Origin of the sequence: Candidatus Alcyoniella australis (assembly GCA_030765605.1) — a bacterium.
In the GTDB taxonomy this organism is placed as follows: Bacteria; Lernaellota; Lernaellaia; order JAVCCG01; family Alcyoniellaceae; genus Alcyoniella; species Alcyoniella australis.
Genome location: JAVCCG010000085.1, coordinates 73,305 through 87,605, shown reverse-complemented (window position 1 = coordinate 87,605; position 14,301 = coordinate 73,305). Strand labels below are relative to the sequence as shown.

Here is a 14,301-nt window from a genome sequence, read left to right as displayed (position 1 = left end):
CGTGATCTGCTCTATTGTTCCCGGCGTTTCGCCGCCTCCCAGGCGCCGAGCATGCCCACCAGCGCGTGCTGGTTGTAGTCGATTCGCACCAGGCTTTGGATCGACGAGCCGCGGATGCCGCCGCGCGCCGACTCGGGGAAGGGCAGGTAGTACGAGGTCTGATCGCCGTACATCTGGGTGATCAGAAAACGCGTGCTGAGCAGCAGCGCTTGGCCGTAACGCGCCGAGCGCTCTTCGTCGCCCAATTCCAGGGCCAACAAGTACGCCTCGCGCAACGCCTCCGAGCGACTGCCCGCGGGAGCAGTACGCGGTGGTCGCGAGTTGCTGAATCCGCCGACCCACTCGGCTCGTTTGTAACCGGCCGGGAACTGCGAGTCGACCAGCGCGTCGGCCATGGCAAAACAGGTTTGGGCGTAACGCTCATCGCCGGTCAGGCGATGCAGCCGCGCCAGGCCCTGAACCACCCAGTTCTCGGGCTTGCCCGTGGTCTGGAACTGCGCCGTCTGCCAGTCCGCGGCGCGTACGCAATGCTCGCGCACCCAGCTAAGCTCGAGCCGCAGCTCATACAGCCGCGTCATTGCCAGCAGCGCCTCGCCCGGGAAGTACGGCGCCTGGGTCAGCGGTTCGTCGAACACCAGTTCGTGATAGTCGGTGTAGTAACGGCCGTCTTCGTGCTGCAGCAGATCGATAAAGCGCGCCAGCCCGAGCATCGCCCGCTGTTCCTGATCGCCGCGGCGGGTCTCGGGCATCGCGTCGAGCGCCAATAGGGTCAGCGCCGCCGCGCCCAAAGTCAGCGTTCCGTGGTTGCCGACCGCCAGCGTCTCAGGGTGCAGCAGCGGTCGCCGAAGCTGTTGCAGTAGGTATTGCGTCGCCAGGTCAGCGGCCTGGATCACGGTCTCGTCCTCCAGCGCCGCGCCCAGGGTGTACAGACCGTAAGCGCAGCCCGCGTGGCGCACGATGTTGTAGCTCAGCGGGCCGTTATAGCGTTGGCGGGCCGGGTCGTAGAGGTAGCTGAACAGCCCGGAGTCGCCGTTACGTCGCAGCGAGCGCACCAGGTAGTACGAGCCGTCGACCAGCGCGCGTTTGATCATTGGCGCAGTAACGTGCTGCGGGTCAAGGGGCAGTTCGCCGTCATCCAGCGTGAGCACCTCTGCATCGGGCGCGGTCTGGATTAGCGTGCGGCAACGCAGGCGGAAGAACTCGGCATCAAGAAACTTGCGTTCGGTCACGCCCGCGCGCTGCGAAAGCACGTCGCGCATGGTCGACTTGCGGATGCGCGAGCGCTTGCCCATCGCCGGCTCCCAGGGCTCGAGCAGCACCTCGTAGGGCGGCATCAGTATCGCCCGGCCGCGGTCCACGCGCAGCAGCCCGTCCACGCCGATGCGCAGGTAGATTCCCAGCGGATCGTCCGGGCGCACGGCGGCCTTCCAGACCCGGTAGGCCAAGTCGATGCGGATCGACGAGTGCTCCAGATCGCGCGGGCGTGGCCTGAACCCGGCGTTTTCAATGGCACGGCGCGTGGCTTGGGCCAGACTGCGGTCCAGTTCGCCTTCTGCCCAGGCCCAGCCGATCAGCGGCTTGGCCCCGCGCGGAAATACGCCGACCACCACCAGCTTGTCGTGCCATGGGGGCGACTCGAGCCCGGAGGGCGCATAGTTGCGGTCAGCCAAGGTCGCACGCACAACCTGGGCCGCGCGCTGCCGCTGGGCGCGCGTTAGTCCTTGGTCGGCTATGCGATAAGGATCGATGGGAGTTGCAAGCAGCTCGCCGTGTGCTGATGTGAAAAAACAACAGAGGGCTGCGAGCACCAAACCCAGCCCCAACGCCAGGCACCACGGCCAACGGCGGGCCGTGCGCTCGCGGTTCATTTTTTTCGTCCGCGTGGCGAACCTTTGCTCGGCTGTCGAACCTTGGCGGGTTTGATCGCGACCCTGAGCCGCTCGATCTCTTTGGGCTCGAGCTGACGCCACTTGCCGCGCCCCAGGTCTCCCAGCCGCAGTGGCCCGTAGCGCTCGCGCAGCAGTTTGATCACCGGGTGGCCGATCACCTCGCACATCCGCTTGACCTGATGATGCCGTCCCTCTTTGATCGTCAACCGCAGCCAGGTGTTGCGATCCATGCGGCGCAGCACCTCAGCCTTGGCCGGCGCGGTGATTCCGTCCTCGAGCTCGACCCCCCGGGCCAGCCAGACAGCGTCGGAGGGCGCGACCCGGCCCTTGACCTTGACCACGTAGCTCTTTTCCACGCCAAAAGACGGATGAGACAGCCGTTGAGCCAGCTCGCCGTCGTTGGTCATCAGCAGCAGTCCCTCGGTGTCGAAGTCGAGCCTGCCCACCGGGAACATCCGTACCGGTACGCGTTGGACGAGTTGTTGGACCGTGGGCCGATCCTCGGGATCGTTGGTCGTGGTGACGTAGCCCGGGGGCTTGTTCAGCGCGATTACCATCTTGGGCTGGGAGGCGGGGATGCGTCGGCCGTCGACCTTGATGTGGTCGCGCTGCGGATCGACCTTGGTTCCCTGTTCGAGCACGGCCTTGCCGTTGACGATCACTCGCCCTTCGCTGATCAGCTCTTCAGCGCCGCGACGGCTGGCAACACCGGCGTTGGCCAGGACTTTGGACAGACGTTCCATTGATACTCCTAGTCAGCCCTGTGGATCCTGATCCTCAGGATCGGCGTCGGACTGATTGTCGTCGTGGAAATCGTCAATGTCCTCGTCGTCGTCATCCTCGTCGTCGGACACATCGTCTTCTTCGATCTCGTCGTCGTCGCCGTGCTCATCATCGTCTGACTCATCATCGTCTGACTCGTCGTCGTCTGACTCGTCGTCGTCTGACTCGTCGTCGTCTGACTCGTCGTCGTCTGACTCGTCATCGTCTGGCTCGTGGTCGTCATCGTTGTCGGACTGCTGCGCAATCTCTTGCTCGTGTTCGGGCTGCGCGGCCTCGTAGTCCAACGCATCCGGGTCCTGCTTGGCCATCGCGCTGAGCTCGGCGCGCGCCTGCTTGGCCTGCTTTGTCAGCTGCTCGAGTTCCTCGCTCTTGACCCCGGACTTGGTGATCAGCTCACGATCGCCGGTGTCGGCCAGCAGCTCCTCGATCTCTTTCAGGCTCGGCAAATGGCCCAGGTCGGGCAGGCCGAAGACCTCGAGAAATGCGACGGTGGTGCCGTAGAGCAGCGGCTTGCCCGGCGTGTCCTTGCGACCGAGGATTTTAATCAGCCCGCGATCGAGCAGACTTTTAAGCGCGCTGGAGCAGTCCACACCGCGCACCGCCTCGATCTCGGGAGAGGTGAACGGCTGGTTGTAGGCAACGATCGCCAGGGTTTCGATCATCGCCCGAGTCAGTCGCGGCGGCTTGGATTTGACCAGCTGGCGCACCCATTCGGCGTTGGCCTCGGGGGTGCGGAATTGGTAGCCGTCGGCCACCTGTTGCAGCACGATCCCGCGCTCGGAGTCGCGGTATTCGGCGGTCAGCTCGTCGAGCAGCTCCTCGACCTGCTTTTTCCCCACGCCCTCGACGATCCGCGCCATCCGTCCTGAGCTCAGCGGCTCCTCGGAGATGAACACCAGGCTCTCCAGAATCGATTTGATGCGCGCGCGGTCAATCATCGTCTTCCTCTCGGCCCTCGATCAAATTGGGGAAGATGCGGATCGTCCCCAGGGTTCCCGCCTGAAACAGTCGAATCAGCGAGCGCTTGACCAGTTCGAGCAGCGCCAAGAAGACCGCGATGACCTCCGAGCGCGTCGGTTGGTCGCGCAGCATCTCGCGCAGCAGCAGACTCTCGTGCCCCCGGATCGCGTCGAGGATCTGGTTCATCTTGTCGGCGACCTTGAAGCTCTCGCCGATGATCGTGTGCTGCGTCTGATCGGGCAGCGAGCGCAGCAGCTCGCCGAAAGCCTCGACCAGATCGTAGAGGTTAAGCTCGAGGATCTCCTCGTGGTCGATTCCATCCAGCTCGTCGCTGGGCCATTTGCGGGCGAACACGTCGACCCCCAGGCGCGGGAGTTCGACTAACTGCCCGGCGGCGTCCTTGTAGCGTTGGTACTCCAGCAGCTGTCGAACCAGCTCGGCCCGCGGGTCCAGCTCTTCGTCTTCCTCGTCGAACTCGCTGGGCGGCAGCAGCATCTTGGACTTGATCTTCATCAGCGTGGCCGACATCACCAGGAACTCGCCGGCCACCGACAGGTTGAGCTGCTTGAGCAGCTCGACGCCGGCCAGGAATTGCTCGGTGATGATGGCGATCGGGATGTCGAAGATGTCGTATTCGTTTTTACGGATCAGGTGCAGCAGCAGGTCCAGCGGGCCCTCGAAAACCTCGAGGTGAACGCTGATCGTCTCGCGGTCCTGTTCGCTGAGGCCCGGCAGCGGGATGAACGACTCGTCGGTCCGGGGCTCGCCCTGCGGCGTCTTGTCGTCAACATCGTCCATCGACTATCCGATCTTAATTGCTTGGCGCACCACGCGCATCGTGTCGCCTGCCACCTGGTTGGCCCGCTGATTGCCGCGCTCGAGAATGCCGCGCACGATCGAAGGGTCGGCCAGCAGCTCGGCGCGCCGCGTGCGGATCGGATCGAGCCCCTGGTTGACCTTCTCGATCAATGGCGCTTTGCACTGCAGGCAGCCGATCCCCGCGCTACGGCAGCCTTCGGCCGCCCACATCAGGGTCTCGTGTTCGGAGTAGATGCGGTGCAGGTCGTAGACCGGACAGATGTCCGGGTCGCCGGGGTCTTTGCGGCGCTGGCGTGCCGGGTCGGTGATCATAGTGCGGATTTTACGGTCGATTTGTTCGGGTGTGTCCGAAAGGTACAGCGAGTTGTCGTAGCTCTTGCTCATCTTGCGGCCGTCGGTGCCCGGCACGCGCGGGAACTGTGTGAGCAGCTCGCCCGGCTCGGGAAACACATCGCCGTAAAAGTTGTTGAAGCGTCGGGCGATCTCACGGGTCATCTCCACGTGCGGACGCTGGTCTTCGCCCACCGGCACCTTGTGCGCGCGGTAGATCAGGATGTCGGCGGCCTGCAGGATCGGGTAGCCCAAAAAGCCGTAGGTGCTCAGGTCGCGGCCGCTGACCTGCTCCTGCTGCTCCTTATAGGTCGGGCAGCGTTCGGCCCAACCCAAGGGGGTGATCATCGAGAACAACAGGAACAGCTCGGCGTGCTCGCGCACCCGGCTCTGGATGAACAGCGTACAGCGTTCGGGGTCGATCCCCGCGGCGATCCAGTCGGTGATCATCTCGACTGTATTATTTTCGATGGCCGATGTATCCGCGTACTCCGAGGTCAGGGCGTGCCAGTCGGCGGAGAAGTAGAAGCACTCGTAGTCGTCCTGCAACGAGATCCAGTTGGCCAATGCGCCGTGTAGGTGACCCAGGTGCAGCTTGCCCGAGGGACGCATGCCCGAGAGGATTCTTTGTTTGCTCATCTGCGCTCCGTCTTTGTTGATCAATACGTCAAGACAATGTGCGGCCCCGAGTTTACAACAGCCGCTGGATCAAATGCCCGAAGGCGTTGATCAACATCGTCTGCGCGTAGGGCACCACGTACATTATCAGAATGTTCAGCGCGCCGAACACCGTGCTGAGCACGACCCGCGTGGGCGGCAGCCACAGCAGCATCAGCACGATCAGGATGCCGAAACGCTCCAGTCGCGCCAGGGCCATCGACTGCCGTGGCGGCAGCAGCCCGACCGCCACCCGGCCGCCGTCCAGCGGCGGCACCGGGATCATGTTGAACACGCCGAGCAGCACGTTGATGAACACTCCGGTTTGCGCCGCGAGCTTGAGCGGCTCGATCCATTCCGCGGCCGTGCCCGGCGGCACCATCGCCAGCAGGTAGTACAGCGAGGTGCAAAGCAGGGCTAGGGCGAAGTTGGTAACCGGCCCGGCCAGTGCGGTGAGGATCATGTCGCGCCGCATGTGGTGGAAGTTGCGCATCACGACCGGCACCGGCTTGGCCCAGCCGAAGACGAACCCGGTGGTGACGTAGAGCACCAGCGGCACGACGATCGTGCCCAGCGGATCGATGTGCCTCAGCGGATTGGCGCTGATGCGGCCCAGGGAGCGCGCCGTGTTGTCGCCGCAGCGATCGGCCATCCAGGCGTGGGCCGCCTCGTGGTAGGTGACCGCGATAATGATCCCCGGCAGGGCGATCAAAATCCGGCGCAGATCGTCGATTGTCAGGCCCAGGTCCATGCTGCGTGCAGTCTCCAATTATTGCGAATCGGAACCATACGACAGGGGGCAGGGTCCGTCAATCGAGCCTTGCGCAACCGCGAACTTCCAACGAGGTCCGTCGTATATCCGATGCGCCGATGCGCCTCGTTGACGAAGCCCGATAAATAATTCAGGCTAGCCGGGGTCGGATTCTCCATGAGTTGAAGTTGACATAATATTATGGCGCCAAGCGCAAAAGTTAAAATAACGCCGATGTTGCGGCAGTACTTCGAGGTCAAGGAGCAGTACGCCGACTCGATTTTACTGTTCCGTATGGGCGACTTCTACGAGATGTTTTTCGACGACGCGGTCGAGGCGTCGAAGATTCTCAACATCGCCCTGACCAAGCGCGGCCGCCACGACGACCAGGACGTGCCGCTGTGCGGCGTACCCTACCACTCGATCAGCGGCTACATTAGCAAACTGATCCGCGCGGGCAAACGGGTGGCGATCTGCGAGCAGGTGGAGGACCCCAAGCTGGCCAAGGGGATCGTCAAGCGTCGGGTGATCCGCGTGGTCACCCCCGGGCTGGTGATCGACGAGAGCGACCTGGACGAGCGCAGCAACAACTTCCTGATGGCGGTCTGCAACCCAGGCGACGATTGCTGGGGATTTGCATATATCGACGTGAGCACCGGCACGTTCCGCGCCGGCCAGGTGACGAGCCTGGATCAGTTGGCCGACGAGGCCTCGCGCATCGAGCCGGCCGAGATCCTGGTGCCCGACTCGTTGCGTACCGATCCGCTGCTTACACAGTTCACCAAGCGTAGCGGCGCAAAGATGGTCAATGTGCTCGGCGACCAGGATTTCGACCCCGAACGGGCGCGTGCCGCGATGCGCGAACGCTTCGGCGCGCCGGGCGACGAGCTGCCCGAGCTGCCGCAGGCCGGACTGGCCGCGGCCGCGGCGGTCCTGGTCTATTTGCAGCAGACGCAGATGGTCCAGCCGGACCACGTGCGGCGGCTGACCGTGCAGCGCTTCGACGATTACATGGTGCTCGACGAGTCGACGATCCGAAACCTCGAGCTGCTCTACACCGCTGTGGAGCGCCGCCGCCGGGGCAGCCTGCTGGGACTGCTGGATAAAACCTCTACCGCCATGGGCGGCCGCAAGCTGCGACGCTGGCTGACCTTTCCGCTGGCCAACGTCGACAAGATCGTGCAGCGCCACGAGGCGCTGGAGCAGCTATGCGCGCGGCCGGACCTGCTCGATGATCTACGGCGCTCGCTGGACGGGATCTGCGATCTGGAGCGCGCCGTGGGCCGGCTGTCGCTGAACAGCGGCAACGCGCGCGACCTGTTGAATCTCAAACTCAGCCTGTGGCACATCCCCGCGGTGGTCTCGGCTCTGGGCGACGGCACTGCGGGACTGTTGCTACGGCTCGGCTCGGCCATCGACCCTGCGGACGACATTGCCCGCGAGATCGACGAGACGATAGTTGACGAGCCGCCGTTGGCTCTGCGGGACGGCGGGCTGATCAAGCCCGGCGTGGACCCGCAGCTCGACGAGCTGCGACAGCTCTCGGGCGAGGGCCGGGGCTGGATCGCCGCTTTGGAGAGCCAGGAGCGACGACGCACGTCGATCAACTCGCTCAAGGTGCGTTACAACAAGGTCTTCGGCTACTACATCGAGGTGACCAAGCCCAACCTGCACCTGGTTCCCGACGACTACGAGCGCAAGCAGACCCTGGCCAACTGCGAACGCTTCGTCACACCGGAACTCAAGCAGATGGAGCTCAAGGTGCTCGGCGCCGACGAGCGCAGCACTGCCATCGAGTACGAGATCTTCGAGCGGCTGCGCAAGCGGGTTGCGGCCCAGTCCGGCCGGATCCTGGCCTGCGCCGATCTGCTGGCTGAGGTCGACGTGCTCGCCGCGCTGGCGGCCTGCGCCGTGGAGTACGGTTACGTCCGGCCGACGATCGACGACTCCAACGCCATCGACATCGAGGGCGGCCGCCATCCGGTGGTCGAGCGCGCGCTTAGCGACGAGCGCTTCGTGCCCAACGACGTGCTGCTCGATTGCCAGGAGAATCAGATCCTGATCATCACCGGCCCGAACATGGCGGGCAAGAGCACCTACATCCGGCAGGTAGCGCTGATCGTGCTGATGGCGCAGATCGGCTCCTTCGTGCCCGCGACCCGCGCGCGGATCGGAATCTGCGACCGGATATTCACCCGCGTGGGCGCCTCGGACAATTTGGCGCGCGGGCTCTCGACGTTCATGGTCGAGATGACTGAGACCGCCAACATTTTGGCCAACGCCACGCCGCGAAGCCTGGTGGTGCTCGACGAGATCGGTCGCGGCACCAGCACGTTCGACGGGATCAGCATTGCCTGGGCCGTGGCCGAGCAACTGCACGACGCGCCGGGTCTGGGCTGCCGATCGCTGTTCGCCACGCACTACCACGAGCTGACCGAGCTTAAGACCACCAAGCAGCGAGTGCGCAACCTCAACGTTGCCGTGCGCGAGTGGCAGGACACGATCATCTTTCTGCGCCGGATCCAACCCGGACCGGCCAGCCGCAGCTACGGCATTCAGGTCGCGCGTCTGGCAGGACTGCCGCTCGACCTGATTAACCGCGCCAAGGAAATTTTGACAAACCTCGAGCGCGGCGAGTATGACGAGGCCGGGATGCCGCGGCTCGCCAGGCCGCGCGGCCGAGCGCAACGCAACCCCGATCAGCTTGCGCTGTTCGCGCCGGAAGTGCGCGACGAGCACCCGGTGCTGCAACAGCTCGAGCAGCTCGATCCGACGACGCTTAGCCCGCTGGAGGCGCTTAATCTGCTGTTCGAGATCAAGGCCAAACTCAAGGGCGACCAACAATGAGACGACACTTTTTACCGCTGCTGTCGGCGTTGATCGCGCTACTGCTGTTTATTACATCGGCGCAGGCCGCGGTCCGGGATGACTACGATCAGGCCAAAGAGCAGTACCAGGAGTTTCTCAAGGACAAGCGGGCAATGCAGCGCCGCGACCTGTGGGTCTCGCACGCCAATAGTTTTCTGTCGATCGCCAAGCAGCACCCGGCTCACCGCCTGGCGCCTGGCTGCTATTACTGGGCCGGTTACGTGTATCGCGATATGTACGCGGTCAGCCTGGTCCAGCACGACCGCGACAAGGCGATTGAGGTCTGGCGCGAGCTGATCCGGCGCTACCCGACCAGCACGCTGTGCGACGACGTGTGGACTGAGATCGTTAATATTCACGAGCTGCGCGGCGACAAGGCCGCGGCATACCTCGAGCTCGAAGCGCTGCTCGACAAATACCCCCAGGGCGACAAGGCGCGTCAGGCGCGGATCGACCTGGCACGGCTACGCCCCTTCGCGCCGACACCCACACCCGCACCCACGCCCGCACCTACGCCCACGCCCCGGCCCACGCCCAACGCGACGCCGGTTGCCGCGCAGGATCAACAGCCGAGTGCAGCAGACCAGACGCTGGTCGGCGTGCGTTACTGGACCTACCCGTTTTACACGCGGGTGGTGGTCGACCTGAGCGATCGTGTGGACTACAAGGCCAACTTCATTGAGGCCGACCCGCAGAACGGCGCGCCGCGTCGGCTTTATGTCGACTTCTACGGCGCTGGCCTGCACCCCACGCTGATCGAGCCGATCATGGTCAACGACGGACTGCTCAACGCGGTGCGTTGCGGCGAGCCGCAACAGGGGATCGCGCGAGTGGTGCTCGACTTGGACGCGGTCTCCGACTATCGCCTGTTCACCCTGGACTCGCCGTTCCGGCTGGTGATCGACATCAACGCCGGAACGACTGCGCAGCAGACCGGCGAGCGGCAAATTCGAAGGATCGTGCTCGACGCCGGGCACGGCGGCCGCGACCCGGGAGCTGTGGGCAGACATCGCGGCAAGGTGCGCTACGAGAAGACCTATACGCTGGATCTGGTCAAGCGCATCAGGCCGATCCTCGAACGCGAGCTGGGCGTAGAAGTTGTCTTTACCCGTTCCGACGATCGCTTCGTGCCGCTGGAGCAGCGCACGGCAATCGCCAACCAGCAGCGCGCCGATCTGTTCGTCTCGGTTCACATCAACGCCAGCAGGCGTTCGGCGCCCAGCGGCTTCTCGACCTATTACCTTGCGCCTAAGGCCGATCCGACCGACGAGGAACTGATCGCGCTGTTGGCGCAGGAGAACGACATCGATCTTAGCGCCGCGCGCGGGATCGACCTGGTGCTGGGCGATCTGGCGTTCTCGGACAAGATCAGCGAGTCCTCGTATTTGGCCGAGGCTGTGCAAAAGGCGATGGTCGGCGGCCTGCGCACCAAGTACGGCGGGGTCATCGATCGCGGGGTCAAGCGCGCGCCGTTCTACGTGCTGGTCGGCGCGCACATGCCCTGCGTGCTGATCGAGGCCGGCTTCATCACCAATTCAAAAGAGGCGGGCCGCCTTGCGCAGCCCAACTTTCGCTACAACCTGGCCGATGCCATCGCCCGTGGGATAATCGAGTATGTCCGACAGCTCGAGCATTGAACGCGCGATGGACGCATTTCTCAACGCGTTGGACGTGGAGCGCGGAGCCAGCCGCCACACCCAAGAGGCCTACGCCCGCGACCTGGCGCGTTTTGCCGAGCACCTCGACCAACAGCAAATCGACGATCTCTCGAGCGTGCGTTGGACCGACATCAGCGGATTTACCACGCGACTGCGCGAGAGCGGACTGTCCGCGGCGAGCGCCGCACGGGCCCTGAGCGCGGTGCGCGGGATGTTCCGCATGGCCCTTGACCAAGGACTGATCGAGGGCGACCCCACGGCGTTGGCCCAACGACCCAAGGTGCGGCGTTCGCTGCCGCGGCCGTTGAGCGAAGGCCTGGTCGAACGGCTGCTCGAGGCCCCGGACCGTGCAACCGATCGCGGGCTGCGCGACCGCGCGATGCTCGAGCTGATGTATGCCAGCGGTTTGCGCGTCAGCGAGCTGGTCGGACTCAAGGTCGGTCAGATTAACCTCGAGGCCGGGTACGTGCGTCCGTTCGGCAAGGGCTCCAAGGAGCGCATCGTGCCGATGGGCGAGCAGGCCACGGCCGCGTTACGCGACTACCTCGCGTCCGCGCGCGCCCGGCTTTGCGCCGGGCGGATCAGCGAGGCGCTGTTCCTTACGCGTTTGGGCCGGGCGTTCACGCGCCAGGGCTTTTGGAAGCTGATAAAGAACTACGCCGAGACCGCGGGCATCAAGGAACACCTCTCGCCGCACACCCTGCGCCACAGCTTCGCCACACACCTGCTCGAGCATGACGCGGACCTGCGCGTGATCCAGGCGCTGCTGGGACACACCGACATCAGCACGACCCAGATCTACACCAACGTGGCGCGCGAGCGGCTCAAGGCCGTGCACGCGGCGCACCATCCGCGGCCATGAGCGCCGGACGCCGCAAACCGGCGCAGCGCGATCCCGCGCCGGACGCGGGCGGGCTGACCGTGATCGTGACGCACATCAACGCCGACTTCGACGCCGTGGGCTCGCTGATCGCCGCACGCCACCTCTACCCGGGCGCGGTCTGCGTGATCCCCGGCGGCACCGAGCGCACGGTGCGCGACTTCATGGTCCAGTCCACGCTTTACAGCCTCAACCTCGAGGGCGCGCCGGAGATCGACCTGGAGCGGGTCGAGCGGCTGGTGGTGGTCGATACTCGCCAGGCCGACCGCATCGGCCGGATGGCCGCGCTGCTGGGGCGCGACGACGTCGAGGTTCACATCTACGACCACCATCCGGACAGCGACGAGGATTTTAGCGGCCGCGTCACAATCGTCGAGCCCACCGGTTCCACTGTGGCGGTGCTGGTCAAACTGCTCAAGCAACGCAAGATTATCGTGCCGCCGGAGCAGGCCACGGTGATGGCAATGGGGATCTACGAGGACACCGGCGGCCTGACCTTCAACAGCACCACTGTCGACGACTACGACGCCGCGCGCTACTGCCTGGAGTGCGGGGCCGAGCTGAGCACGGTGGGCGACCTGATGGCGCGCACCATGGACACCGAGCAGGTGTTGGTGCTTGGCGACCTGCTGCGTTCGGTTCGCAGGCTGCACTTCGGCTCGACCCCCGTGGCGTTGGCCGAGGCCCAGGTCGCATCCGGCGGACAGGATCTGGCGTTGGTGGTCAACCGACTGGCGCAGATCGAACACCTGCCCACGATCTTCGCGTTGTTCAGGGTCGAGGGGAGGGTGACGCTGATCGCGCGCAGCTCTTTGCCCAAGGTCGACGTCGGCCGCATCTGCCGCGAGCTCGGCGGTGGAGGACATCCCACCGCGGCCAGCGCCTCGCTGCCGGATAAGACGCTGGTCGAGGCCCACGAGCTGCTGCGCGCGGTGTTGCGTTCTAACTTCTCCAAACGGCCGATTGCCGAACAGATCATGACCACTAGTCCGCGTTGCATCGAGTACGACGCCACCGTAGAACAGGCACTCAGGGAGTTGGTGCGCTGGCGGATCAACGCGCTGTGCGTGGTCCGTGAAGGTCGCTTCGCCGGAGTGATCACCAGGCAGACCGTAGGCGGCGCAATGCACCACGGCCAGGGCGATCGGCCGGTGAGCGAATTTTTACAGGTCGAGCCCCAGAGCGTAGCGCCCAAAGAGAGCTTCGAGCGCATCTACGAGCTGATCGTCGGTCGGGGTAACCGGCTGCTGCCGGTGGTCGACCGCGGTCGGGTGCTGGGCGTGATCGCCCGCGGCGATCTGCTGCGCGCGTTGGGCGAGCGGATGGATGCTACGCGTCCCCTGCGGGCCGAGCCGCGCGCCCATCGTTCGCTACGTAACCAGATGGAGCAGCGCCTGCCGCGCAAGGCCATGGCCGTGCTGCGCAAGATCGGCCGCGTGGCCCACGCCGCGGGCTACGAATCATACGCCGTGGGCGGATTCGTGCGCGACCTGATCATCGGGCGGAGCAATCTGGACGTCGACGTGGTGGTCGAGGGGGACGTTCTGGATCTCGTGCCGCAGTTGACCGCGAAGCTCGGCTGCCGCGCCGCAATTCACGAGCGCTACAAGACGGCCAAGCTGATCATGCCCGACGGGATGCGGGTCGATTTGGCCAGCGCGCGTTGGGAGACCTACGCTGAGCCCGCAGCGCGGCCCGAGGTCGAGATCGGCTCAATCAAGTCCGATCTGTTCCGCCGCGACTTCACGATCAACACGCTGCTGATCAGGCTGCGCCCCCGCGGGTTCGGCGAGCTGCTCGACCACTTCGACGGCCGCCGCGACATCAAGGACAGCAAGCTGCGTGTGCTGCACTCGCTAAGCTTCATCGAGGACCCGACCCGCATCCTGCGCGCGGTGCGCTTCTTAGTGCGCTTCGATTTTCGACTCGGACGCCAGACCGAGAAGCTGATGAACATGGCGATCTCGCGCGAATTCCTCAGCCGTGTGGACGGCAAGCGCCTGCTTAGCGAGCTGCGGCTGATCTGCGAGGAGCAGGAGCCACTGGAAGTTTTCGAGATGATGCGCGAGCTAAAAATCTGGCGCTACTTCTCGCCGCGCATCCTGCTCGACGAGCGCCAGCACGCTCACTTGGCGCGGCTGCGTGAGGTGCTGGCCTGGCACGCACTGCTGTATACCGGCGTGCGCATCAGCCTCTGGCGGGTCTGGACTCTGGGGCTGTGCAATCGGATGAACGAACAGTTGTTCGGCGAGTTTCTCGAGCGGCTCAAAATCGCGGCGCGTGATCGTGAGCGGCTGCGATTGTGCCGCGAACAAGCCGGAGACGCGGTGCAGGCCCTGGCGCGACTCAGGTCGCCGCGGCCCTCGACTGTCGACCGCATCCTGGGCACGCTCGATCGCGAGGCGCTGCTGTTCGCCATGGCGACCACCGGGCGCGAGACCACGCGCCAGGCGATCAGCGCCTACATCAGCCACTACTCACAGATCGGGATCGAGCTTCGCGGCGACGACCTGCTGCAGCTGGGATTGAGCTCCGGCCCGCAAATCGGCGAGGTGCTGACCAGGGTGCGCGCGGCCAAGCTCGACGAGCGCGTCAAGGGCCGCTCCGAGCAGCTCGCTTTGGCCCGGCGCCTGATCAGGCGCCGGCATTGAGTCGGCGCGAAGCACGCGCATTACGCTAATCCTTAAACAACGACCCGCCCCGCGC

General features: G+C 64.9%; 10 protein-coding genes. 4 read left to right on the top strand and 6 right to left on the bottom strand.

The genetic code is table 11. The features are described 5' to 3' along the window. Window positions 1-11 precede the first annotated feature (11 nt). The 6 genes from P9M14_09395 to P9M14_09370 are packed head-to-tail and all read right to left on the bottom strand — an operon-like array spanning window position 12 to window position 6,207. Window positions 12-1,868, bottom strand: coding sequence for a hypothetical protein (locus P9M14_09395; protein ID MDP8255952.1), 1,857 nt, complete (start codon window positions 1,866-1,868; stop codon window positions 12-14). Further along, complete coding sequence (locus P9M14_09390; protein MDP8255951.1) at window positions 1,865-2,632, bottom strand: pseudouridine synthase; 768 nt, start codon at window positions 2,630-2,632, stop codon at window positions 1,865-1,867. Before P9M14_09390 ends, P9M14_09395 begins: the two co-directional genes overlap by 4 nt. Window positions 2,633-2,644: 12 nt before the next feature. Further along, window positions 2,645-3,610 (bottom strand): SMC-Scp complex subunit ScpB, encoded by a 966-nt coding sequence (gene scpB, locus P9M14_09385; protein ID MDP8255950.1) that lies wholly within the window; start codon window positions 3,608-3,610, stop codon window positions 2,645-2,647. Then, window positions 3,603-4,430 carry a segregation/condensation protein A gene (locus P9M14_09380; GenBank protein ID MDP8255949.1) on the bottom strand — a complete coding sequence of 276 codons (828 nt, stop codon included), beginning with the start codon at window positions 4,428-4,430 and terminating at the stop codon, window positions 3,603-3,605. The genes scpB and P9M14_09380 overlap by 8 nt, the downstream gene beginning before the upstream one ends. Before the next feature lie 3 nt (window positions 4,431-4,433). Further along, on the bottom strand, window positions 4,434-5,420 hold the full coding sequence (gene trpS / locus P9M14_09375; GenBank protein MDP8255948.1) for a tryptophan--tRNA ligase: 987 nt from the start codon (window positions 5,418-5,420) through the stop codon (window positions 4,434-4,436). Window positions 5,421-5,472: 52 nt separating this feature from the next. Further along, complete coding sequence (locus tag P9M14_09370; GenBank protein MDP8255947.1) at window positions 5,473-6,207, bottom strand: site-2 protease family protein; 735 nt, start codon at window positions 6,205-6,207, stop codon at window positions 5,473-5,475. Window positions 6,208-6,390: 183 nt separating this feature from the next. On the opposite strand from P9M14_09370, the gene mutS reads away from it, so the two are divergent. Genes mutS through P9M14_09350 form a run of 4 tightly spaced genes read left to right on the top strand, consistent with a single transcriptional unit; the run spans window position 6,391 to window position 14,246 of the window. Beyond that, a complete protein-coding gene (mutS, locus tag P9M14_09365; protein MDP8255946.1) occupies window positions 6,391-9,036 on the top strand; it encodes a DNA mismatch repair protein MutS in 2,646 nt (881 codons plus the stop codon). Then, window positions 9,033-10,694 (top strand): N-acetylmuramoyl-L-alanine amidase, encoded by a 1,662-nt coding sequence (locus tag P9M14_09360; protein ID MDP8255945.1) that lies wholly within the window; start codon window positions 9,033-9,035, stop codon window positions 10,692-10,694. Before mutS ends, P9M14_09360 begins: the two co-directional genes overlap by 4 nt. Beyond that, window positions 10,672-11,577: a site-specific tyrosine recombinase XerD gene (gene xerD, locus P9M14_09355; GenBank protein MDP8255944.1), complete on the top strand. Its 906-nt coding sequence runs from the start codon at window positions 10,672-10,674 to the stop codon at window positions 11,575-11,577. Before P9M14_09360 ends, xerD begins: the two co-directional genes overlap by 23 nt. Continuing rightward, a complete protein-coding gene (locus P9M14_09350; GenBank protein MDP8255943.1) occupies window positions 11,574-14,246 on the top strand; it encodes a CBS domain-containing protein in 2,673 nt (890 codons plus the stop codon). The genes xerD and P9M14_09350 overlap by 4 nt, the downstream gene beginning before the upstream one ends. The last annotated feature ends 55 nt before the right edge of the window (window positions 14,247-14,301 follow it).

Bases quoted from the DNA above. Each gene is read 5' to 3' on its own strand.
- P9M14_09395 (MDP8255952.1), bottom strand. From the start codon at position 1,868: ATGAACCGCGAGCGCACGGCCCGCCGTTGGCCGTGGTGCCTGGCGTTG.
- P9M14_09390 (MDP8255951.1), bottom strand. From the start codon at position 2,632: ATGGAACGTCTGTCCAAAGTCCTGGCCAACGCCGGTGTTGCCAGCCGT.
- scpB (MDP8255950.1), bottom strand. From the start codon at position 3,610: ATGATTGACCGCGCGCGCATCAAATCGATTCTGGAGAGCCTGGTGTTC.
- P9M14_09380 (MDP8255949.1), bottom strand. From the start codon at position 4,430: ATGGACGATGTTGACGACAAGACGCCGCAGGGCGAGCCCCGGACCGAC.
- trpS (MDP8255948.1), bottom strand. From the start codon at position 5,420: ATGAGCAAACAAAGAATCCTCTCGGGCATGCGTCCCTCGGGCAAGCTG.
- mutS (MDP8255946.1), top strand. From the start codon at position 6,391: ATGGCGCCAAGCGCAAAAGTTAAAATAACGCCGATGTTGCGGCAGTAC.
- P9M14_09360 (MDP8255945.1), top strand. From the start codon at position 9,033: ATGAGACGACACTTTTTACCGCTGCTGTCGGCGTTGATCGCGCTACTG.
- xerD (MDP8255944.1), top strand. From the start codon at position 10,672: ATGTCCGACAGCTCGAGCATTGAACGCGCGATGGACGCATTTCTCAAC.
- P9M14_09350 (MDP8255943.1), top strand. From the start codon at position 11,574: ATGAGCGCCGGACGCCGCAAACCGGCGCAGCGCGATCCCGCGCCGGAC.